This window comes from Psychrobacter sp. DM4 (assembly GCF_051307035.1).
Taxonomy (GTDB): Bacteria; Pseudomonadota; Gammaproteobacteria; order Pseudomonadales; family Moraxellaceae; genus Psychrobacter.
Genome location: NZ_CP195536.1, coordinates 1,699,831 through 1,722,203 on the forward strand (window position 1 = coordinate 1,699,831; position 22,373 = coordinate 1,722,203).

Sequence of the window (22,373 nt, forward strand, 5' to 3'; positions counted from 1 at the left end):
TTTGAGTGTATTTGATATGTTTTGGATAAGTAGGATGGCTAAAATCAGGAGACATCCATGCAACGTATTACTTATCGTGTCAAAGTGTCAACGCAAGGGGTTAAACGCCGTATATCGCATTTGCTAAAACCTTCTAAGCGCACGCTTATCACTAGAAGTAACCTCGTTCCATCAAGCCCTACCCTTACAAAAGGTCGTTTTGCAAAATCCAAAAAATTAGTTCAAGTCTCAGGTATCGCTATGCTATCCTTGCCTGCCGAAAGTTTGACGACTATGAACAATACTGTTCCAGCATACGATAACGTTATGCTTGAGCAAACTCTAACGATTGCGGCGGTTCCAGGTGATAGTACCTATTTTGCCACCGATGGTTTTCAGCATGGTTTTGGCTATGATTTGGTGCGCAGTTATGCTGACGAGCTAGGCGTTGATGTTAATCTAAAAGCTTATGCCAATGAGCAAGCAGCACTAAAAGCCGTTCGCTCAGGTGCTGCTGATATGGCATTGACGACCGCGAGCACGCAATTAAAAAGCCAGCTTGGTGTCTCCTCTGTCAATCTAAGTTGCGGTTACGATAGCAATCTAACTGACAATGGCTTACATCCAAAGGTGAGTTGGAGCTTTAATGGCGCAGACGATCCTTTATCACAAAAGGCCAGTACCTTTTTGTGTGATAGCATCAAGCTCGATGATACGCAAAAGCTAGCTGCATTTTATAATCAGAACTTGCTCAAAGACGCTTATAGCCAAAATCATTTCCAAAAGACTTTAACTGAGACCTTGCCCGATTATCAATCCTCTTTTCAGCAACAAGCCCAAAACTATAATCATGATTGGGAGCTGCTCGTCGCTATGGGCTACCAAGAGTCGCATTTGGATGCCAGTGCAGTATCACCAACGGGTGTACGTGGTATCATGATGCTTACCAATACTACAGCTAAAGCGATGGGCGTCTCAGACCGCGTTGATCCGTATCAGAGTATTGGCGGCGGCGCGCGCTATCTGGAGCAAGTCAAAGAAGATTTCGCTGATGTACCAAAGAACGATCGTATCTGGTTTGCGCTCGCAGGTTATAACATGGGCCCAAATGCGGTAAAACGTATCCAGCGTGAACTACGCGCACAAGGGGTGGATGATAAGAGCTGGGCGAATGTCTATGCTTATCTATCAGAAAATAGAGCCTCTAACAGCCGTTATGGTCAGGCGATGCATTATGTTAGTAATATCAGAAGCTATCTTGAAACCCTGAAGACACAAACCGTATAGCTTGAGATAGTTTAGGATGGGTCTAATGGACATAAAAAAGCGGCTCTTATAAGAGCCGCTTTTTTATGCTTGTATTTAATGATCAGGATTAACGATTCGGTACTGTCAAACGCTGTCCACGCTGTAGCATAGTGTCCGCTGCAATGTCATTCATATCAGCAAGCTCTTGTGTCGATACACCATATTTGCGTGCAAGACCGATCAAACTATCCCCTGAACCAACGGTATAACTGACCATCACTTTAGGTACTTTAATCGTCTGCCCGCGCTGCAACTGAGCGTTACTAGCAATGTTGTTAGTCGCCGCAAGATCGTCTACTGATACGCCAAAACGACGCGATAGAGCAATCAAACCATCTCCTGATTGCACTTTATAATTCTCAGTGTTACCCAGCTTTTTGCCGCTGCTAGTCGTTGAACTAGTGCTAGCACTGCTATTAGAAGTGCTGTTACTACTAGAAGTCGTACTTTTCGAGCTACTGTCAGTAGCTGGAATGGTAATTGTACGCCCTCTGATTAGATTGGATCTCGTTGTCAGGTTATTAGCGGCTGCCAAATCACTCAGACCGATATTGTAACGGCTAGCCACACCCGTTAAGGTATCGCCAGATTGGACTTTATAGCTGACAGGCTTATCGTTTAATTGACGCTCAACCTTATCCTTTGATACTGGAACTTTGATCGTCTGACCGCGTTGCAAGCGTGCACGCGAATCAAAACTACTGTTTACGGCAGCGATATCAGCGGCGCTAACCTCTAGACTATTAGCAATTCCAATCAAGGTATCTCCTGATTTGACGGTGTAGTTGCTAGTCGCAACTGAACGGCTACTGGCAGCGCTACTTTTGCTGCTAGTACTGACATTGGCACTAGCAGGTACGACTAATTTTTGACCGACGTATAGGGAGTCTGTAGTACTTAGTCCATTTATATTAGCAAGAGTCATGGTCGGAATATTGAACTGACGCGCTAAAGCAATGAGACCATCGCCTGATTTGACCGTATAGCTCTTGGTAGGTATCTTTGATGAGCTGCTACTCGATGAGCCGCTAGATCGAGTCGATGGCGCCGCTTGAGTACTTGCAGGCGCTTTGACTTTGTCAGGTACTAGCCACAGCTTTTGTCCTATGAGCAGATCAGCACGGCTACTTAGATTATTGTAGGTCGCTAACTGAGTCACAGACATATCAAAACGATTGGCAGTACCTATGAGTGTATCGCCGCTTTGTACCACGTAGCTCTCAGGCTGACTGGCAGTCTCACTGCTGCTAATAGGTGCAATGGTTTTGGCATCATATAGATACAAAGTGCTACCTGATAACAGATTAGCACTTGAATCAATCTGGTTCCATTCAGCGATATCGCGCCAGTTTAGTCCTGCGCGGCCTGCGATGTTCGATAGCGTATCACCGCGTTTAACAGTATAAGTACTACGCTCTCCTTGGGGTTTTGGCTTGCTAGGCTTAGAGCTCGCTCCTGATGAGAAGGTAATCTTTTTCTCTTTGCCGCTAGCCTCCAAGATAGACTGCTGCGTTTGTATCGCGGATAACTTGATGTTGCCATCGATAGGACTAATCGCTTGGCTGACCTCATTTGTCTGTCTTTGAATTTGACTGGCGATAAAGTCACGCTCCTCTCTAGTCAGAGGTGGCTCTTGAACGATAGTATTGTTACTCGTGATTTTGGCTGAAGTCGTCGGCAAGCTATTACTACTTTGCAATTCAGCATTAATCTTTTTGGTCTCATTACTCGTAATGGCAGGCTCAGTACGCAGCGAGGTATTACTATTGTACACAGAGCCGCCCGCTTGCGTTGTCGTAGGTGAGATATAACTGGTCGTCTGCTGCGGTACGATAGCACTTGCGGCGTAATCTGCCAGACCGCTGCCAGTAGAAGGCAGTGATGAGCTAGTATAAGGCTGGTTGTTATAGCTTGGTGTTGCTGGCGTCGTTGCAGCAATGACGTTGCTACTACCATTACCTCTAAGGGTACTAAGCCTAACATCGATATTACTATCGACATCGTTTGGAATGACGACACGCTGCGGACCTGACGAATCAATACGGCCTGAGATGAGCGCGGTATTCAAACGCTCCAGCTCATCGTAACTGACGCCTGTCACTTGCGCGACCTCCGCCAAGCTTACCCCGTAGTTGACAGGGACACTGCGAAAATGCTGACGGTTGGCAATAGCTGGTAAGTAGACGCCGTACTGCTCAGGTTTTGAGACGATCTCGGCAACAGCTAAGAAGCGCGGTACGTAGTTCATAGTTTCAGTAGGCAGTCTTAGTGACCAGTAGTCCGTTGGTAACCCTTGGGCAGCATTGGCATCAATAGCCTTTTGAATACGACCAGGCCCTGCGTTATAAGACGCGAGTGCTAACTCCCAGCTGCCAAACTGATTGTATAGTGCGGTCAAAAAGTCATAAGCGGCGCGAGTGGATTCGATAACGTCGCGGCGACCATCATATGTGCTGCTTTGATTAAGACCATAAATACGACCGGTACTTGGAATAAACTGCCACATGCCAGCGGCAGCGGCACTGCTGGTCGCCCCTGGGTCGTACGAGCTCTCAATGATCGGTAGTAGTGCAAGCTCCGTTGGAATGTTGCGGCGCTCAGCTTCTCGTACCGTGTGATATAGATAGCGGCTTGAGCGCGCAGTCAGACGATTGAGGTAATCTTGACGACTGGTGAACCATCCTTTTTGCGCCTCAATACGCTGATTGAACACAGGCTGACCTCTATTTATGCGGTAGCCTGCACGTAGACGACTCCACAAGTCACCATACTGCTGGATGACCAGTTTGTTACCCTCAACCATCGTCATATCGCTAGCTTCTAGCAAGTCCGCCAACTCATCCAAACTCTCAGCGTCCAAATACGCGGTAGAATAATCAGTGCTGCTCGCTGCTGTATTGACCGTAGGCTGTGCTGCAGGCCTTTTTACAACAGGTTTAGTTGTTAATCCTGTATTTTTAACCGTTGAGGTATTACTACAGGCGCTTATCAGCAGAGTCGATACCACAAGCGCCAAAGGTAGAGCGATAAATGAGCGAGATTTTGAGGACACAGTAGACATGATAAGGGGTGATTCCTAACAATAAGAGAAAAATAAAGAAGAATGACAGTATAGTATGCAATACAGATTAAAAACCAGTATCAGATAAAAGATAGTGATCAGACTTTGAGAATAGTCATTAAATCGCAATGACCAGTTAACCCAAGCGGATAATAGCTTTATAGCATGTTAGGCTAAAAAATGGCAAATATAACTGACAAATTGATATGAGTAATTTAAAGAGCGTTGCGGATATAAAAATAACCATTAACATCAGTCAATGGCTATCTGCGTATCAGCAATGAGTAAAATCAGTAATTACATACTGTTGCAATCATAAACAGTCGTAGTTATTAATCGGTAATTGCCAATCCCTAATCAATAGTTACTTGAGAGACCGCTCGTAGCAGCAGAGCATTACCTGTTGATAGGGTTAAAGTCACACGCGAGTTGGTCACAAAAGACACATTTTTGCCGTCTTTGACCCAGCTTTCAGTAGTAGTCACATTGGCGCGCGCCTGCTCACCAGTAGTCACTATATTATCAATAGTAATGTCATAACGGTAGTTTGACGTCTGGTTCCAGCTATTCTGTAGTAGTTTAAGATAAGCATCTTTATCTAAGCTAGTCGATTTACCTTTTCTAGATAAAGAAATCAAAGCATCATCAGCAACTAAACGAGATACTTGACCGATGTTTTGGTTATTGGCCGACGTTTTCATCGCTGAAGCATAGTTCTGTACTAAAGCTTCAGTCATCGTTGCTGCTTGGGCGCTAAGGCTCATTGTAGTTGCTACCGCTACGACTGCTACAATACTAGAGCTTTTAATTAATAAGGCCAATAGACCTTTTCCCCAGAGTTTTTTCATTGTAATCCTTAGTGTTTTCTTCTTCATATTATCTTATAGGCATCAATAGTTTAGCCTAGCATTAAATTCTCACAGTCGTGTAACGGGCTGTGTAATTCTTAGATGTATTATATGCAAAATCAAGAACTTTACGGTTAATACAATAAAATTAAGTCAAGACCTAACGACAGTGGTTTGTAGCGATGCTGACTATGTAGTTAGTTCAATATAAAGAAGATATAGCAGGACTGGGATGAATTTTTCGCAGCATCGGGCGGCGTAGGCACAGCAAGCCAGAAAGATTTATACCAGTTTCGCGTTATTAAATAACGTATCCATTTTATTTAGTATCGACTATATATCGCCATAATAGGGGCAGCTAGTATAAGCTAAGCCAATCAAACTACGTCTTATCAAAAGCTATCGTCACCTACCTCATCATCACTGATTTTCATACCCAAACGCTCAACTCGCCTGTCCATCATTTGACGTGCTAACGCTTGCATGTCCTCTACGCGATCGATCTCATCGACAATTTCAAGACCAAGCAAAGTCTCAAATACATCTTCTAAAGTCACAAGACCTTTAACTTCACCGTATTCGCCGACTGTGACTGCAATATGAATACGATTCTTGAGCATGAGCTCTAATAGATCGAACAGTTTCATTTTTGAGAACACAAAAGTAATATCGCGTTTGAACTGCGTTAGGGGCTTGTGCATCGCATGATTGACCTTAGCGAGCAACATATCCGTCTTTAGAACAAACCCTGTGATGTTATCCAAATCCTCATCGTAAATAGGCAGACGAGAAAAGGTCAATTTTGGTCTATCAACGAGCAGCTCAGCGACGGTCTTTTTTTGCTCAAATGCGAGCATCACCGAACGCGGCGTCATGATATCCTCAACTTTGATCGCACCAAAGGCTAATAGATTGCGAATAATTCGCGACTCAAGTGGATCAATTTGACCCGACTCTTCACCGATACTTGCCAGCGCTGCAAACTCTCGGCGACTAAAGACATTGGCTTCTTTACCGCGAACCAGCAGCTTCGTTAAACGCTCTGATATCCATATCAGCGGATATAATAGAACAATAATACCGCGGACAAATATCGCGACTATACCGCTCAGTTGACGCCAATAGACTGTGCCGAGTGTCTTTGGAATGATCTCTGATAAGAACAAAATAGCCAAAGTCATGATCCCAGAAAACAGACCGAACCACGTACTACCAAATACGATGGTCGCCTGCGCACCCGCACCGATAGAACCTAACGTATGTGCGACTGTATTTAAAGTCAAAATAGCGGCAAGTGACTGATCGATATTGTCGACCTTGAGGCGCTTGAGCATCTTCGCTTTTTTGGGATTGCGCTCTTGTACATCGGCGATAAACGAGGGCGTCATACTAAGCAGTGCCGATTCAGCAAGTGAGCAGACAAAAGAGACACCAATAGCAATAGCAACGAAGAATACGAGTAAGAAGATGTTTGATGCTGTTGGGTCTGCAGCCACAGCACCGCTAGTAACGCTACCAGCTGCTGCCCATACGGACTGCGGCGCTATAACGAACAAGAACGTTAGCAAGGCTCTTTTAGAGAATTTAAGACCTAAGAGTACAGGCTTGAGCCTGTTTGTCGGCTCAGGTTCTTCAGGGGCGTCATTGTCGCAAGTTTGCAGATGACTGATATGGGAGGTAAACGTAGACATAGTGGGCAAGTTAGCAACCTAAAAAAGAGAAAGAAAGAAGAATAGCTCATCGCAATAAATGCGAACGATAGTAGCACTGATAGGGTTTTTTCACAATAACGGGTACTTGCTTTTGATGGTACTTGCTGCATATAAATTCAATAGCGAGCGTGAGCACTTTACAACTTTTTAATCTCATTACTATTACCCCTATGACAGTGCCATAGTCGTGCAAAATTATGCCAAGCTTATTATAAACAGTTACCAAGTCAAAGAATTTTTGTTACTATGCGTTTAATTTTATTATTGTGCGTCTATCTTATGAGCGTACATCTACCTTGATAGTCAATCACCGAGAAACATTATGGACTTTTTTATTCAATCCGCTCATGCCGCTGATGCAGGCGCCACTGGTGGTGCTTCGATATTTGGTCAGATTCTACTACCCGTTGCTTTTTTTGCTATTTTTTACTTCTTGGTTATTCGCCCGCAGTCAAAGCGTACCAAGGAGCACCGTGCAATGGTTAGCGCTTTGACCGTTGGTAGCGAGATTATCTTTGCAGGTGGTCTTATGGGCCGCATTAAGCATTTAGAAGGGGATTACGCTGTCGTGAGCTTGAACAATAACACCGATGTTAAAGTGCAGCGTGCGTCTGTGATTTCAGTTCTACCTGTTGGCACTATTGAGAGCGTATAACTTGCACAGTCATTGTCGTGGATAGTTACACTTATAGTTATAGTATCTACAATTTCCCTATTTATGGAAGTGACCGATTATCATGAGCGGTCGCTTTTCTGCTCTTTGGCAAATGAGTAGTCTCTAAAGCTTTATACGTATGTCCTAGTAGACGTGAGTCACTATAGAGCGCTACAGTGCTCTATTGATAGCCGGATTATCCTCGTTTAGATAAGCTATCTAGCTATCGTCACTCTCGTATCTACTAACTTATGGCCTGTGTTGTCAGACCTTTATCAACTTTAAGAAGTGATTATGCAATATCCAGCTTGGAAATACCTAGTCATTACCGTCGTGCTCATCATTGCCGGTCTATATGCAGCCCCTAACCTCTACCCTGACGAACCTGCTGTACAGATTACCAGTGCAGCAGCGGGCACTCAGCTGTCTGAAGGTATCTTGACTGAGTCTGAGAGTTTGCTAGAGGCGGCTGGTATCGACTATCACGATGGTACGTTTGAGGGTAATAGCGCACTGGTACGTCTCGATAACCCAGATGCTCAGCTTCGAGCACAAGAAGTGCTCAAGCAAAATTTGAGTGAAGATTATGTCGTGGCGCTTAACTTGGCACAGACAACGCCGCAATGGCTGCGTGACATCGGTGCTAAGCCCATGAAACTAGGTCTGGATTTGCGTGGCGGGGTACGATTCGTACTAGAAGTCGATATGGATAAGGCTCTAGAGCAGCGCTTGACGAGTGCTAGCCGTGATATGCGCCGTGAGCTCCGTGCTGAGCGCGTAGCAGTGACCGGTATCAAGACAGAAGGCTTAAATATCGTACTACATTTTGCGGATACGGACAGCCGTAATCGTGCGCAAAATATATTGCAAGGCTCGATGGGCAATACCTTTAATTTGCAATCGTCTATCGATGAGCAAGGCCCTGCCCTTGTGATGGCATATAACGATGCCACCATAGATGAGATCAATAGCTACGCGGTCAATCAAAACCTGACGACTTTGCGCAATCGAATTGCAGAGCTTGGCGTAACTGAAGCTCTGGTTCAATCGCAAGGCGCTAGCCGTATCGTCGTTGAGCTGCCTGGTGTTCAAGATACTGCTGAAGCTAAACGTGTCCTGGGTCGTACAGCCAATCTTGAGTTTCGTCTAGTCGCAGAAGGTAGCGAAACTTTTACTGGTGGTATTCCGCCCGCAGGTACCGAAGCCTTTCCGTTTGAGACTTTAGATGGTCCGCCCGTACTGTTAGAGCGTCAAGCCATCGTAACTGGTGACAAGGTGACTAACGCACAAACGGGTGTTGATGAAAGCGGTATGCCTGAGGTTAGTATTACTTTGGATAGCGCGGGCGGCAGATTAATGCAAAATGCCACGCGCACCGCTGTTGGTGATCAGATGGCGGTTTTGTTTATTGAAAACAAGCAAAGGATCACTTATGAAGAAGATCCGGCGACTGGTGAAACAGTAGAGATACGTACGCCTTACGCTGAGACTAAAGTCATTAACCGCGCCAATATTCAGGCCGTTCTTGGTTCATCATTCCGTATTACGGGTCTTGATAGCAGTGCAGAAGCGGCTGAGCTGGCACTACTACTACGCTCAGGTGCACTAGCGGCGCCGATGTACTTCGTCGAAGAGCGCACCATTGGTCCCTCATTAGGTCAAGAGAATATCGAAAAAGGTCTGTTCTCGACGCAAGTAGGTTATCTGTTAGTCTTCGCATTTATGATTATCTTTTATCGTCTGTTTGGGGTTATCGCTAACGTGGCGCTGGCGATTAACGTCATTATCATTATCGCTATTATGTCAATACTAGGCTCATCACTGACCTTGCCTGGTATCGCTGGTATCGTCTTGACTATCGGTATGGCGGTAGATGCCAACGTGCTAATCTTTGAGCGTATACGCGAGGAGCTAGCAAACGGGGTGCGGCCAAAATCCGCTATAGTAGCAGGTTTTGATCGCGCCTTTAGCAGTATCTTTGATGCTAATATCACGACGCTCTTAGTCGCTTTTATTCTATTCGCCATCGGTACAGGCCCTATCAAAGGCTTTGCCATCACTTTAGCTATCGGTATCGTCAGCTCACTATTTACGGCGATTTTGGTCACGCGCGCGCTGGTACAAATTGCCTATGGCAAGCGTAAATCAATCAAACGTCTGAGCATCGGTTAGGAGAATATTATGGCGATTAATGATAATAATAACCCAAATAACGCAAATCTTGAGAACAAAAACACACCAGCCTCTGGTGGTTCAGGTAATGGCTCAACTAACGATTCGAGTAACACCAGTAACCGCCGTCGCAACCGTAACAAACCGCGCCGTGACGGTAAAGGGAGTAACACCCAAAAAAGCAACGCACCAAATGATAAGCTATCATCGAAAAAAGGCAAATCAAGCCGTACTGGTACTGAGCTGACAGCGGGGACGCCTGTAGCAACGACCGATCTTGTTAAAGATGAGCCGATGAATGCTTATGATAGTGCTGCTGAGGATGCAGCGGCGCAAGCAGAAGGCGGCATCAAAGCCGTCGGTAATCAGCGCATCATCCCCTTTATGAAGATAGAAAAGCCGATGGCGCTTTTGTCTTTATTTATGGTCATCGCTAGCATCATAGCCATCGCCGTGAATGGCTTGAACTTAGGGCTTGATTTTACTGGTGGCGTCTCCGCTGATGTCCGCTATGAGCAACCTGTTGAGCAGGTCGATGTGGTGCAGGCATTAGCAGACAGTGGCTTTGATGATGCCGTTGTACAGTACTTAGGAACGCGCGAGGAGCTACTCGTACGTTTGCCGCCTCAATCTGATAATATTGACGGACTCAGCACTGGCCTCACTCAAGCGCTAGCCTTACCTAATAACACCGCTGAGATCAGTAATGTCAACATTATTGGTAGCCAAGTTGGTAACGAAGTATATTTGAATTCAGTTATGGCTCTAGCTCTAGCCCTGCTATGTATGCTCGGTTATGTGGCACTACGCTTTCAGTTTAAGCTATCACTTGGCGCGGTGCTCTCACTATTTCACGATGCGGTGGTGACTATCGGCGTCTTTGCGCTGTTTGGTCTACCCTTTGATTTGACGGTGCTTGCAGCAATCCTAGCTTTGATCGGTTACTCACTGAATGATACGATCGTCGTCTATGACCGTATTCGTGAGAACTTTCGCCGCGTACGCGGTATCACGCCGTATCAGACTGTTGATTTATCGCTTACAGAGACGCTACGCCGTACTATCATGACGATATCCACGGTGCTATTAGTTGTCCTTGCCATGATGTTCTTAGGCGGTGATGGTCTCTATTGGTTCTCAGTGGCGCTATTTATCGGTCTGCTGGCAGGTACTTACTCCTCTACTTATATCGCAAGCTCTATCCCGTTACGCATGGGTCTATCGCGCGATGATTTTGTCGTAAAAGTAAAACCTGAATTTGAAGAAGAGATCGTCACCTTCAATGATCCAAAGATGTTTGAACAAGATTAAAGGGTCGTTAAACCTTGGTCAATGCTATTCAAACGATCAGCTATAGCTAATCCTAACCAAGCTGTAAAATTTAAATAATAAGCACCTGACTCATAATCGTGAGTATTGGGTGCTTTTATTTTTGTATACTGTATGAGCAATAGACATACTAGTCCACTAATCTAGCTTTGATGTTAGCTATAACCCTTAAACCCCATACGTATACGCAAAGTATAAGTGACTCTCCTATGTCGACAACCTCGCAGGCCGAACACGCGCCTGATATTAAGCCTATTGATACTCGCTACGCGCACATCATTGCGATAGCCTTGCCCGTATTATTGGCTAATTTAGCGATGCCGCTACAAAGTGTGATTGATACTGCTATCGTTGGTAATATGAACGATACCGCCAAATTAGCAGGTATGGGATTAGCGATACAGCTGTTGTCTTTACTACTAGTGAGCTTCAACTTTTTGCAATACGCCTCCTCTGGTCTCTCCGCGCAAGTGGTTGGACAGCAAGCTAATAACGAGGTATCGAACAGTCAGACAACTGCTCATCAACCATGCCCGCTATTGTCTATTTTACAACGAGCCTTGCTGCTGGCATTTGGCATTGGTGCGTTATTGTTCATCGCAAAACCTTGGCTTATCGACTATGGTTTGCAAGCGCTATCGGCAAACCCTGCGAGTGGCATTGCCGCAAAAACCTATCTCGACGTACGCTTTTGGGGCGTAATCGCTGAGCTGATGAACTTTGCCTTTATTGGCTGGTTTGCAGGACAAGGCAAAACGCGATATATGCTTTATCAGCAAGGTTTTATCGCTATCGTCAACATTGTATTGACGCTATTTTTTGTCTTTGGTTTACAGATGGGTTTGGTCGGCGTGGCTTTGGGAACGACGATTGCCTTTTGGCTGGGGGTCGTATTAGCATTATGGCTCAGCCGCCGCCATTTGCACTTGTCTTGGTCGGCTTTATTCAGGGCTGATCCACAAGACTTTGCCAAACATAAAATGCTTAGGCTATTTTCTTTGAATAAAGATATCTTTATTCGCACGCTTATCTTGACCCTAAGCTTTGCTTGGGTGACTCGTCTTTCCGCGCAAAGTGGTGATTTGATACTTGCAGCCAACGCTATTTTATTACAAGTATTGAGTATCTCAGCCTTTGCTTTAGATGGCGTGGCGGTCTCGGCTGAGACCTTGAGCGGTCAAGCAGCTGGTAGACGTGACTGGCGAAGCTTTCGCATTATCGTCAAGCGTACAGGCGTGGTCAGTTACGGCTTAGCTTTGATGCTCAGTCTAATATGGTGGCTTATCATACCCACTTATCTAGCATTTATGACCAATATCGATGCTGTGTTCGCTCTTGCTTATGACTATCATATCTATGCGGTGCTACTGCCACTGGTTGGCGTCGGTGCTTACTGGCTCGATGGTATCTTTTTTGGCTTGACGGCAGGTAGTGTTATTCGAAATGCAGCGCTAATCTTAGCAGTCATCTTTTTCCCGCTAAGCTGGCTGCTCTATCAGCAATGGGATATGACGGGTATTTGGCTGAGTGTCTGGGCTTTGCTATTATTGCGCGTTATTATTCTTGGTGGGTTTTTGTCTCGTGCACATGCTAGTGGCAGTTATGAGAAGCTACAACCAGAGCGTTAAATTTATCACAAGTTTTGGATAAGTAATATTAACGAAAAATTATAAAAAGTACGTCAGTAAAATAGGACATTCTGTGAGCACTTCTCTAGAGAAAGTAAATTTACCGCGTCATATCAGCTCTGACTGGACGACAGGCTTCAAAAAAAGCATTCCTGTGGCAATGGGCTATCTGCCAGCAGGGATTGCTTTTGGTGTGCTCGCGCAAGTAGCGGGCATTCCTGTGTGGGCAACGATTATGCTTAGTGTCTTGCTCTATGCAGGAGCCGCGCAATATGCCTGCTTGCCGATGCTCAGTGGCGGTCTACCGATAGGTAATATCGCCACCAACATCGCTGCAATTAATCTGCGTCATGTTTTTTATGCGATGCCATTATTGAATGACATGCCAATGCAAAAGCTGGCTAAAACGTACTGCCTATTTGCATTGACTGACGAGACCTTTTCGGTGATGACCAGCCTGCCAAATGAGATGCGCCGCGCCTTGATATTACCTGTTAGTCTATTCAATCAAAGCTGGTGGGTTCTGGCATCGAGTGTTGGCGTTATAATAGGCAGTGTGCTCAATGATCTGGTACCACATTTGGACTTTGCGCTAGTCTGTCTATTTGCCATCTTAGCTTATGAGCAGTTTCAAACTATTAAACGCTATTTTCCGATTGGCATCGCAGCGGTGTCTTTGGTCTTAGCGTCTTTATTTACAAATGACTGGTTGCTACTCGCCGCTATTACCATTTGTATGCTGCTGATATTGCTTCGTGGATTTTGGTTGCAGCGCTACGCAAAGGAAGGCACGCATGAGTAGTAGCTATTTAATTTTTGCAACGCTTGCTATGGCAGCAGTGACTTTTGTGACGCGCGCCCTGCCTGTTCTCATACCCAAAAAAATCCTTGATACCCCTTGGTTACATCGTCTAAATGAGAGCTTGCCTTTATCGGTAATGGTACTGCTTATTTTGACCAGCCTCTCTTACCAAGAGTTATCAAGGATTCATTTGAATAGTGCTGAGCTACATTTGCTATTGGCGCAAATCGGGGCTTTGGCGGCAGTACTACTTATTTATCACATCAGCCGTCAATTGCTGGTCAGTATGCTCGTCGGTATCGCCACTATTAATGGTTTGCTTTGGTTATTTGCTCGTATGTTAGGCTAAGCGTTAGTCATAAAAATGGCTGAGCTCTTATTAGAGTTCAGCCTTTTCTATATTTACTATATCGTATGCTTATTACAACTCTTCGACACCCATCATATCAACTGGCGTATCAGCGACGATTTGCACGCCTTTTTTGCCAATCTTTGCCGTATCGTTACGCCGCTCTTGCAAGTGATCAAGGTACGCTTCATTGATTTGACCGGTGATATAACAGCCGTTAAATACCGCACAATCAAAGCCTTCAACCTTGCTATATTTAGTATCTTTTACCGCATCGATTAGATCATCTAAATCTTGGAAAATTAAGCGATCAGCGCCAATAATTTTGCGTACTTCTTCGACACTATGGCCTGAAGCGATAAGTTCGTTACGTACAGGCATATCGATACCATAGACGTTAGGATACTTAACCGGCGGCGCCGCACTAGCAAAGAAAACTTTACACGCGCCTGCATCACGAGCCATTTGAATGATCTCATGACACGTAGTACCACGTACGATGGAGTCGTCTACCAAAAGGACATTTTTGCCCTTAAATTCAAGCGGTACCGCACTTAGCTTTTGACGTACTGATTTTTTGCGTTGCTGCTGACCTGGCATAATAAAGGTGCGACCGATATAGCGATTTTTCATAAAGCCTTCACGGTACTTGATGTTCATCTTCAGCGCCAACTCCATCGCTGAGGTACGCGAGGTATCTGGAATAGGAATGACCACATCAATATCATGATCCTCGCCCCATTCTTTGAGGATTTTGTCACCGAGCTTCTCACCCATGCGTAGACGTGATTTGTAGACTGAGATATTGTCCATAATCGAATCGGGACGCGCAAAGTAAACATATTCAAAGATACACGGCGTATACTCTTGTTGCTCGACGCATTGATGCGTATGCAGGTTGTGATCTAGATCAATAAATATCGCCTCACCTGGCTTTACATCACGAATGATAGTAAACCCTGAACCCGTTAACGCTACTGACTCTGAGGCGACCATATATTCTGTGCCGCCATTCGCAGCTAAACGCTCACCGAACACTAGCGGACGAATACCATTAGGGTCACGAAACGCCAGCAAGCCATGACCTGTGATCAAGGCGACGACGCCATAAGCGCCTTCAACGCGGCTATATACCGCTGTTATAGCTTCAAAGATATCATCAGCGCTCGGATGAGTTTTATCCAAGTTTTGCATCTCGTGAGCTACGACGTTTAATAAGACTTCAGAATCTGAATCAGTATTGAGATGACGACGGTCTTCGATGTATAAAGATTTAGCCAAGCTCTCAGCATTGGTCAAGTTACCATTATGAGCCAGAGTAATGCCATAAGGAGAGTTGACATAAAAGGGCTGCGCCTCGGCACTGCTCGAAGTGCCTGCTGTCGGATAACGTACGTGACCGATACCAAATTTGCCAACCAATTTAATCATATGACGGTTCATGAATACATCACGTACCATGCCATTTTCTTTACGCAAGTAAAGTCTACCATCTTGCAAAGTCACAATACCAGCCGCGTCTTGCCCGCGATGCTGTAACATCGTCAGACCATCATAAAGAATTTGGTTAACGGGTTCATGAGCTGCAACCCCAACGACTCCACACATAGTTATGTCCTATTTTAGATCATATATTAGTATTATAAGAGCTTTTCAGCAGTACTTTTAGCTATTGACCACTCATTTGATAAAGCCTACTAGCATTAGATTTTGCTAGTCAATTTCAAGTGAGCAGATAACAAATGATATGTACGGTAAGAGCACTAAATACTATCAAATATTTTTTTATCAAGGCCTACTAGAAAAATATAACAACGAAACGGCAGAACATAAGGATGGCACGCGAACTACTAGGATGGATTGATTTGGCTCCAAGCGACGCCTAACATATCAGAAGCAAGCTCCTTACCCATAGGCGCATAAGGCATCAATTCAGGCGCGATGACTGAGGTTTCCCACTGCGGCAATTGCACGAGCAAAGGCGCGCTTATACTTAAGATCACTAAGACCACTAATATATTTTTGGCCGCGCCAAGTACGCCTCCAGCGAGCTTATCCACTACGCCTAGATTCAACGTTTTTAATGCGCTCGAAAATACAAAAGCGAGGGTATGCATGACTGCCAATATCACTAAGACCACAACCAAAAATGCTAGCGCCATCTGTAATACTGGGTTCTCTACTATGCCAGATAGCTGCGGCGCTATAGACCCAGCTAATCTGGTCGCCGCAATCAAAGCAATAAACCATCCTACCAAGCCAACCGCTGTCTTGATCAGTCCTACCTGAAAGCCACGCCACAAGCCAACAAGTACGACTAAGGCAATCATTATATCTAGACCACTCATACTTACTGTCCTCGCTGATATCTACTGTTTTATCGGTAACTACAAAGTTCTAGGGCGTGTTGAACATTCGAATATTAGGGCTGCTGATTGCTAAAATTGCACTAAACTAGGCGCAAACCAACGATAATGTCGAGACCTTAGCTAGGCTTGCAACAACGTTTGGGGTGATTTTGGCATCAGCCTTTCAGGGCAGTACTGTTTTTTGCCAATATATGGCGAAATTGTTTAACCTAGAATGACTAGGCATCAAAAATTTCACTGCATATTGTCTAAAAAATAGTCACTGCCAGCACCACATTTGAATGTTCAACAAGCCCTAATAACAAGCTCTGTCAAAGAGATATCTCACTCTCCATAGCATCATAGTAGCCACCAATAGCTTGGATGCTAGACTGAACTAGGCCAGGACCTCGGTAAATAAGACCCGTGTACAGCTGTACTAAGTCTGCGCCAGCGGTTATCTTTTTAACCGCTTTGTCAGGGCTATCTATACCGCCCACACCAATCAAAGCGACTCTACCTTCTAATTGATCGGCGAACTGTTGGAGTATTTGAGTGCTGATGTGACTGACGGGACGACCAGATAGTCCGCCTGCTTGGTCACCATCGAGCAAATCCTCAACCCCTATTCTACTCAAAGTTGTATTAGTAGCGATGAGTCCGTCAATCTCAAAGTCTAATAACTGCTGGGAGATATAGTCCACTTGCTCAGGCTTTAGGTCGGGCGCGACTTTTAGAACTAGTGGAACATAAAAACCATATTCAGTCGCTAACTGATTATGACGGTTTTTGATAGTATCCAGCAGCGTAGTTAACGCCTCACCGCTTTGTAGATCGCGCAAATTTTTGGTGTTAGGAGATGAGATATTGACTGTGATGTAGGAGGCATGAGGATAGACGCGCTCTAAGCAGTAGACGTAATCATCGGCCGCCTGCTCAACAGGCGTACTGGCGTTTTTGCCGATGTTAATGCCGATGTTACCTTTGTATTTACAGTTTTTGACATTCTCAATCAGATAATCAACACCTTGGTTATTGAAACCCATACGGTTGATAATAGCATCGGCTTGTCTGATGCGAAATAAACGCGGCTTCTCATTGCCTATCTGCGGCTTAGGCGTGACCGTACCGACTTCGATAAAACCAAACCCCAACTCCGCCAAGGCATCAATATAATCGCCATTCTTGTCCAAACCTGCAGCTAAACCTACTGGGTTTGAAAATTGCAAACCCATGCATTCTGTCGGATGCATCGACTGTCCGTATACTAAGCCCAAAGCACGTGCCTTATGAGCCCTATATAACAAAGACAAAGTCATATCGTGAGCATTTTCAGGATCCATTTTAAACAAAAAGGGACGAAGTAAGGCGTAAGACATAGTGGTGATAAACCTTGCTTAGAGTAGTGAAAAACAAAATAGAGAAATAAGAAAAAGCAGTCAAATCGAGCGCTGCGATTATATCAGCTTAACAGAAATAAGACTAAAGTTTCGTTTATCATGCGCAGCTTATTGCATTAGCGATCAAGGCACAGGACGTTTGTCAGTCAGCGCAATCCAGCCTCGTACAATGCGATAGAGATGCCATACAAAGGTAACTGCGATAATCACCAAGCCAAAACCGATTAATAGCACTGATCCTATCGCTATATTGTCACTAGCCTCAAAGATCATGCTCACGCCAAGACCGCTGAGTGCAAATAGAATAATGATAATACCAATCACGAACCAGACGATACTGTACCAAAAAGTTTTGATCTGCCAATCAAAATGCGTGGCAAGCCACGAACCATCAGCTTCTTGCCTTTTTGAATAGTTCATCACAATCGGTACCACCCATAGAAGTCCTGCGGTGAAATAACTGACCACATACAACAAATATGTTAAATAATTATAACCGATTAAAGATCGCTGTTTTTTGTCACTTATCCCTCGCGTAGACGTGTGATGTGCCATGCCATACTCAGTTGAGGCACCAACGCGCAAAGGGTCCTGTCTTGCGTCGATATCGGCTGTCTGGGTTCTACGAGTATTGGTATCTTTTTGGGGATCTATATTGTTTGACATAATAAGCACCTCCAACTGTCTATAACTTAGCGCCATGCCTGATAAACGCTGTGCCTGATAATAATGAATGCTTGTTGTATGACATCAAATGACGAGGTCTTCAGGTAGCAGCTGTTGAGTAGTGGCTACAGTCACCTGTTAGCGCTGAGATTTTAGTATGCCCACCTTATGATTTTATGCAGCACTTGTTAGAGAAGACAAGCTCAAAGAGGATTGTTTATGGCGCGTTTACTCAATGTACCGACTTTAAACAACAATTACTTTAAACAATAATTACCTAAGAGGTAATGGTTGCTTGAACCGTAATAGATTTTGTCAATTCATCTTGCTCCATAGCGAGCTGAGTGAACTGCCATCCTTGCTGCGATAGCTGACTTAGGGCCGTGCTAACCACTGCTTGACTTGCATTGTTAAAACTCAGCTGTACTGACTCGCCTGTTGCGACCACTTGGGCATCAACAATGCCTGAGTTGCTCAGTAGCGAGTTGACTCTAGTGGCAGGCGCTATAGCTGCGCCCTCAGCGCTATTCGCCGCTAGCGCATTGTTATCGACATTACTCGCCTGCGCGCGTAGCCAAAAGTAGTCCGCAATCTGCCCCTGGTACGCCTCTTTGCTGCTCTTAGCCGCTTGATGCACACTATAGCCACCGTAACCCCCCAAGAAAATCAGTAAAAATAGTGACAGAATAATCAACGCAAGCTGATCTCTTGGTGATAGAGTCTGCCAGCGCGAACCTAGCCCATTTTGATAACTATTGACCTTGTCTATAAAAGTATTAGAGCTGGACATATTTTTGGCTACGGCCTTATCTTTTGAGCGTCCTTTTATAAATTTCATGGCGTCACCTCGATCACATCAATAGTCATCTGCCCGCTAAATTGCCCTTGCTCATTGCTATTGACGCGCTCTAAACTGGCGCTCAAGCCTTGCTCTACCAATGTACTAGTGAACTGATCTAAGCTGCTACGCTCTGGTGCGATCAGCGTAAAACTCAGAGACGATGGCCCCATAATCAAAGCTTTTGCTTGCAATGAGGACTGTTTAATCAGTGGTGATATTCGAGACAAAGCGGCCATATGCGGCGCTTGTGCTTGAGCATCTGTACGCAGTTTCGGCTCTGTCTGTGTGCGCAGCTGCGTATTTGGATTGAGCCGCTCACCTGCGAACCAAGACTGATATTGCGCCGCTATCGCTGTTTGGGTAGCCTCTGCCGCTTGATTGTAACGATACCACTGCGCCCCATCGGTTGCTATTTGTAGTACTAGCGCTGATAGCGCAACCATCATAGCAATACGCAGATATGGTGATAGCTTTGCATCGTTCAGCCTGATCGCAAAGTTGAGCTCATGACGTTCAGGATAGTCAATTGGTGTAGGCGGTATTATTAATGTCGTCAAAAGCAGCTGCTGCTCTGCGATAAAAGCTAAAGTTTGCGCCTTGGGATCTGACAAATCTTCTTGTAAATTCAGGCTGCCATTTGATGTGTCCGTATTCTCATCGTTGACCGATAGATCATCACTAGGCTCGATAGCTGGCACCACACTTATCTCGCTTAGATGCGGCAGATGCTCAAGCATGAGCGGTAAATAACTTACTGCCATGCCTTGACGTAGTGATTGACGCACAAGCATCGTATAGCGGTCTTGATACAAGGTAACTTGCTGACCTACGCCCTCATCTGGAACGGGTAACAACAAAAAATCAGGCAACAAGGCATTGATGCGCATGCCGACCAATGCGGCGCTTTGTTGCCATGTCTCGATATCGCCTGTGGCAAGTGCATATAATTGATGGTTATTTGCTTGATTGATCTGACGTACAGACAACTGCTCAACAGGCGTGATCGACATCTCTTCGAATAAATATTGCTTGCCACTAGATCCTAACTGCTTAAGCTGCGTACTGCTAAGGTCAGTATCCACTTGCAATATGTGGCTTGATGGAAAGTACAAACACAAATTTTTGTTGCTAGATTTGCTACCATAGATATTATACAGCTGCTGCCAGCCATCGACGGCTTGCCACTGTTTTGCATCCTCGTGCCACACTGCTAAAGGGCTGTATTGTGCTCGTAACCAAACATGTAACACTAAACGTGTCCTTAATTATTGTACCTATATAAATCATTGTACTTATATAAATCGTTGTACTTATATAAATTATTGAGCATATCAAAGTGGTTAAGCTGAATTAACTGGGCTGCATAGGAACAAAACGATCGATCTCTTTTGCCATACCAGACATTACAAAGTCCATCTCAAATACGCGAGCTTCTGCTAAAGAAAAGCTTTCAGGATAGTCATTGGTAAGGAGTCCTGCGATATTGGCAACAATAGACATATGACAGACAACCACCAAACAGTCGACCTCAATAGTTGCAAGCTCTGCTAGCGCATCGATAGCATTGTCTGATGGGGTAATATTATCTTGTACCGTAACAGGTGCATTAGGTACCAGTGCGTGTATTTCTGCGAGCGTTTGCTGCGCCCTATCATAAGGACTCACGATCAGATGACTAGGCTTGTAACTATTGATAATATAATTAGCTGTTTGCGCAGCTTGCTGCTGACCAAATTCGGTCAGTTGACGTGCACTATCTGGACGACTCCTGTCTTCGGCTTGACCATGGCGCATCAATATAATTCTCATCACTATCCTTAGGTATATTGATTGTTTAATACTAATGTCGCTGTTATCGATAACTGCTTTTTTGATTACTATAGCAAAATACCAGCTACGTTAGGCGCTATTATCAGTCTTTATCTTTGGCAGGCGTATCAGGTAGATCGTCAGCGGACTTCTTCATTTGTGCGCTAAGAGAAGCGTTGCTATGATCATGCGGCATCACAAATTCGACGTCGCTACGAAATCCTGCTTCCATCAAATGTAGAGCAACACCAAGAGCCGCTTTATCCTCATAGATGACCGCATAAAGCGCATGAGTGATTGGCATATAGATGCCTTGTTTGGTCGCTTTTTCGTGTACTTGCTGGATAGTGTTAACGCCTTCAGCCGTTTGACCTAGTTTTTTGACCGCTGCATCAATACTCATACCGCGCCCAAGCATATTGCCAATACGAAAGTTGCGACTCAGCTCCGAGCCGCAAGTAGCGTACAAGTCGCCCACACCTGATAAACCTAAGAAGGTCAGAGGATTGGCACCCGTCTCAACACCGAAACGACTCATCTCCGCCAAAGCTCGCGTAAGTAGCATCGCTTTGGTGTTCTCGCCGACCTCGTAAGCAACCGCCATACCCATAGCAATAGCATAGATGTTTTTAAGGGCACCGCCAAGCTCAACCCCATGCACATCGTCACTCGCAAATACGCGAAAAAACGCACTATGTAAAGCAGCTTGCACCGCATGCCGTAGTGGTTCCGAGTTACTGGCTATAACCGTAGCAGAAGGCATGTTTTTCATAATCTCAACGGCCAAGTTCGGCCCTGACATCACCCCAAAACTCACCTCTGGTAATACGTCTTTGATAATATCACTCATCATAGCAAAGGTATCTTTTTCCATGCCTTTGGTGAGTGAGACGATTGACTGTCCAGTAATAAAAGGCGCGATGTTTTGTAGCGTCTCACGAAAAGCTGAGCTTGGTACGGCCAAAAAGATAATATCTTTGTCTTTTACAGAAGACTCAAGATCATGGCTGTACTTAAGACGATCGTCAAGCTTGTAACCTGGCAGATATTGTTTATTCATCTGCAGCTTGGCCATAGATTTGACCGTGCGTTTGTTACGTACCCACAGCGTCGTATCACAGCCGTTGCGCGCAGCAAGGTTCGCCATTGCGGTACCAAAACTCCCGCCACCCAAAAATGCCAAACGCAGTTTAGTTGGATTTTTATGAATCTGCGCCATGTTTTTGGCAACAGCAGACTCGACCGCACTAGGATTTAGCTTTTTGCGTCCGATACCTGATTTGGTTGCGCGCTCAATGATACTGGCAAGCAGGCCGCTTTGTTTATCGCCGCTACTCTTATCATTACTACTGTTATTTTTGTCGTTTTTTTGGTCAGTAGCGTTTGTCATATTCAGTAATCCGTGTTGCAAAAAGGAAGTTGCGATGAGCATTTATGTCATTTGTAATAGGTGTTATTTTGTAATA

18 protein-coding genes are annotated in these 22,373 nt (G+C 45.0%); 7 read left to right on the forward strand and 11 right to left on the reverse strand.

From position 1 onward, the window contains the following. Positions 1-57: 57 nt before the first annotated feature. Positions 58-1,266 (forward strand): transglycosylase SLT domain-containing protein, encoded by a 1,209-nt coding sequence (locus ACR64G_RS07190; RefSeq protein WP_435978636.1) that lies wholly within the window; start codon positions 58-60, stop codon positions 1,264-1,266. 88 nt (positions 1,267-1,354) lie between these two features. On the opposite strand, the gene ACR64G_RS07195 is transcribed toward ACR64G_RS07190, so the two are convergent. The 3 genes from ACR64G_RS07195 to ACR64G_RS07205 all read right to left on the reverse strand — a co-directional run bounded on the left by ACR64G_RS07195 (position 1,355) and on the right by ACR64G_RS07205 (position 6,896). Further along, the gene (locus ACR64G_RS07195; protein ID WP_435978637.1) at positions 1,355-4,348 is read right to left on the reverse strand and encodes a LysM peptidoglycan-binding domain-containing protein; all 2,994 of its coding nucleotides are present in this window, start codon (positions 4,346-4,348) and stop codon (positions 1,355-1,357) included. A 353-nt stretch (positions 4,349-4,701) separates the two neighbouring features. Beyond that, positions 4,702-5,196, reverse strand: coding sequence for a nuclear transport factor 2 family protein (locus ACR64G_RS07200; RefSeq protein ID WP_435978638.1), 495 nt, complete (start codon positions 5,194-5,196; stop codon positions 4,702-4,704). Between the two features lie 392 nt (positions 5,197-5,588). Next, positions 5,589-6,896, reverse strand: coding sequence for a CNNM domain-containing protein (locus tag ACR64G_RS07205; RefSeq protein WP_435978639.1), 1,308 nt, complete (start codon positions 6,894-6,896; stop codon positions 5,589-5,591). A gap of 334 nt (positions 6,897-7,230) precedes the next feature. Here ACR64G_RS07205 and yajC point away from each other — a divergent pair, with 334 nt between their 5' ends. From yajC to ACR64G_RS07235, 6 genes are all read left to right on the forward strand, one after another. Beyond that, positions 7,231-7,563: a preprotein translocase subunit YajC gene (yajC, locus tag ACR64G_RS07210; protein ID WP_435978640.1), complete on the forward strand. Its 333-nt coding sequence runs from the start codon at positions 7,231-7,233 to the stop codon at positions 7,561-7,563. A 294-nt stretch (positions 7,564-7,857) separates the two neighbouring features. Further along, positions 7,858-9,735: a protein translocase subunit SecD gene (gene secD / locus ACR64G_RS07215; RefSeq protein ID WP_435978641.1), complete on the forward strand. Its 1,878-nt coding sequence runs from the start codon at positions 7,858-7,860 to the stop codon at positions 9,733-9,735. A gap of 9 nt (positions 9,736-9,744) precedes the next feature. Further along, positions 9,745-11,046, forward strand: a complete 1,302-nt coding sequence (secF, locus tag ACR64G_RS07220) for a protein translocase subunit SecF (RefSeq protein ID WP_435978642.1) — start codon at positions 9,745-9,747, stop codon at positions 11,044-11,046. 227 nt (positions 11,047-11,273) lie between these two features. Beyond that, on the forward strand, positions 11,274-12,692 hold the full coding sequence (locus tag ACR64G_RS07225; RefSeq protein ID WP_435978643.1) for an MATE family efflux transporter: 1,419 nt from the start codon (positions 11,274-11,276) through the stop codon (positions 12,690-12,692). 160 nt (positions 12,693-12,852) lie between these two features. Further along, on the forward strand, positions 12,853-13,494 hold the full coding sequence (locus ACR64G_RS07230) for an AzlC family ABC transporter permease (RefSeq protein WP_435980674.1): 642 nt from the start codon (positions 12,853-12,855) through the stop codon (positions 13,492-13,494). Next, entirely contained in the window at positions 13,487-13,843 is a 357-nt protein-coding gene (locus ACR64G_RS07235; protein ID WP_435978644.1) for an AzlD domain-containing protein, read from the forward strand. Before ACR64G_RS07230 ends, ACR64G_RS07235 begins: the two co-directional genes overlap by 8 nt. A gap of 72 nt (positions 13,844-13,915) precedes the next feature. Here the strand turns inward: ACR64G_RS07235 and purF are convergent, their stop codons facing one another. From purF to ACR64G_RS07275, 8 genes are all read right to left on the reverse strand, one after another. After that, positions 13,916-15,451 carry an amidophosphoribosyltransferase gene (gene purF / locus ACR64G_RS07240; protein ID WP_435978645.1) on the reverse strand — a complete coding sequence of 512 codons (1,536 nt, stop codon included), beginning with the start codon at positions 15,449-15,451 and terminating at the stop codon, positions 13,916-13,918. A gap of 242 nt (positions 15,452-15,693) precedes the next feature. Next, complete coding sequence (locus ACR64G_RS07245; protein ID WP_435978646.1) at positions 15,694-16,191, reverse strand: CvpA family protein; 498 nt, start codon at positions 16,189-16,191, stop codon at positions 15,694-15,696. A 332-nt stretch (positions 16,192-16,523) separates the two neighbouring features. Continuing rightward, positions 16,524-17,570, reverse strand: coding sequence for a quinone-dependent dihydroorotate dehydrogenase (locus ACR64G_RS07250; protein ID WP_435978647.1), 1,047 nt, complete (start codon positions 17,568-17,570; stop codon positions 16,524-16,526). Between the two features lie 144 nt (positions 17,571-17,714). Then, on the reverse strand, positions 17,715-18,257 hold the full coding sequence (locus tag ACR64G_RS07255) for a DUF4870 family protein (RefSeq protein WP_435978648.1): 543 nt from the start codon (positions 18,255-18,257) through the stop codon (positions 17,715-17,717). Positions 18,258-18,534: 277 nt separating this feature from the next. Continuing rightward, positions 18,535-19,095 (reverse strand): type II secretion system protein GspM, encoded by a 561-nt coding sequence (gene gspM, locus ACR64G_RS07260; RefSeq protein ID WP_435978649.1) that lies wholly within the window; start codon positions 19,093-19,095, stop codon positions 18,535-18,537. Next, positions 19,092-20,348 carry a type II secretion system protein GspL gene (gene gspL, locus ACR64G_RS07265; protein ID WP_435978650.1) on the reverse strand — a complete coding sequence of 419 codons (1,257 nt, stop codon included), beginning with the start codon at positions 20,346-20,348 and terminating at the stop codon, positions 19,092-19,094. The genes gspM and gspL overlap by 4 nt, the downstream gene beginning before the upstream one ends. 100 nt (positions 20,349-20,448) lie before the next feature. Beyond that, positions 20,449-20,907, reverse strand: a complete 459-nt coding sequence (locus ACR64G_RS07270) for a SixA phosphatase family protein (RefSeq protein WP_435978651.1) — start codon at positions 20,905-20,907, stop codon at positions 20,449-20,451. 103 nt (positions 20,908-21,010) lie between these two features. Next, positions 21,011-22,297, reverse strand: a complete 1,287-nt coding sequence (locus tag ACR64G_RS07275) for an NAD(P)H-dependent glycerol-3-phosphate dehydrogenase (RefSeq protein ID WP_435978652.1) — start codon at positions 22,295-22,297, stop codon at positions 21,011-21,013. Between the last annotated feature and the right edge of the window lie 76 nt (positions 22,298-22,373).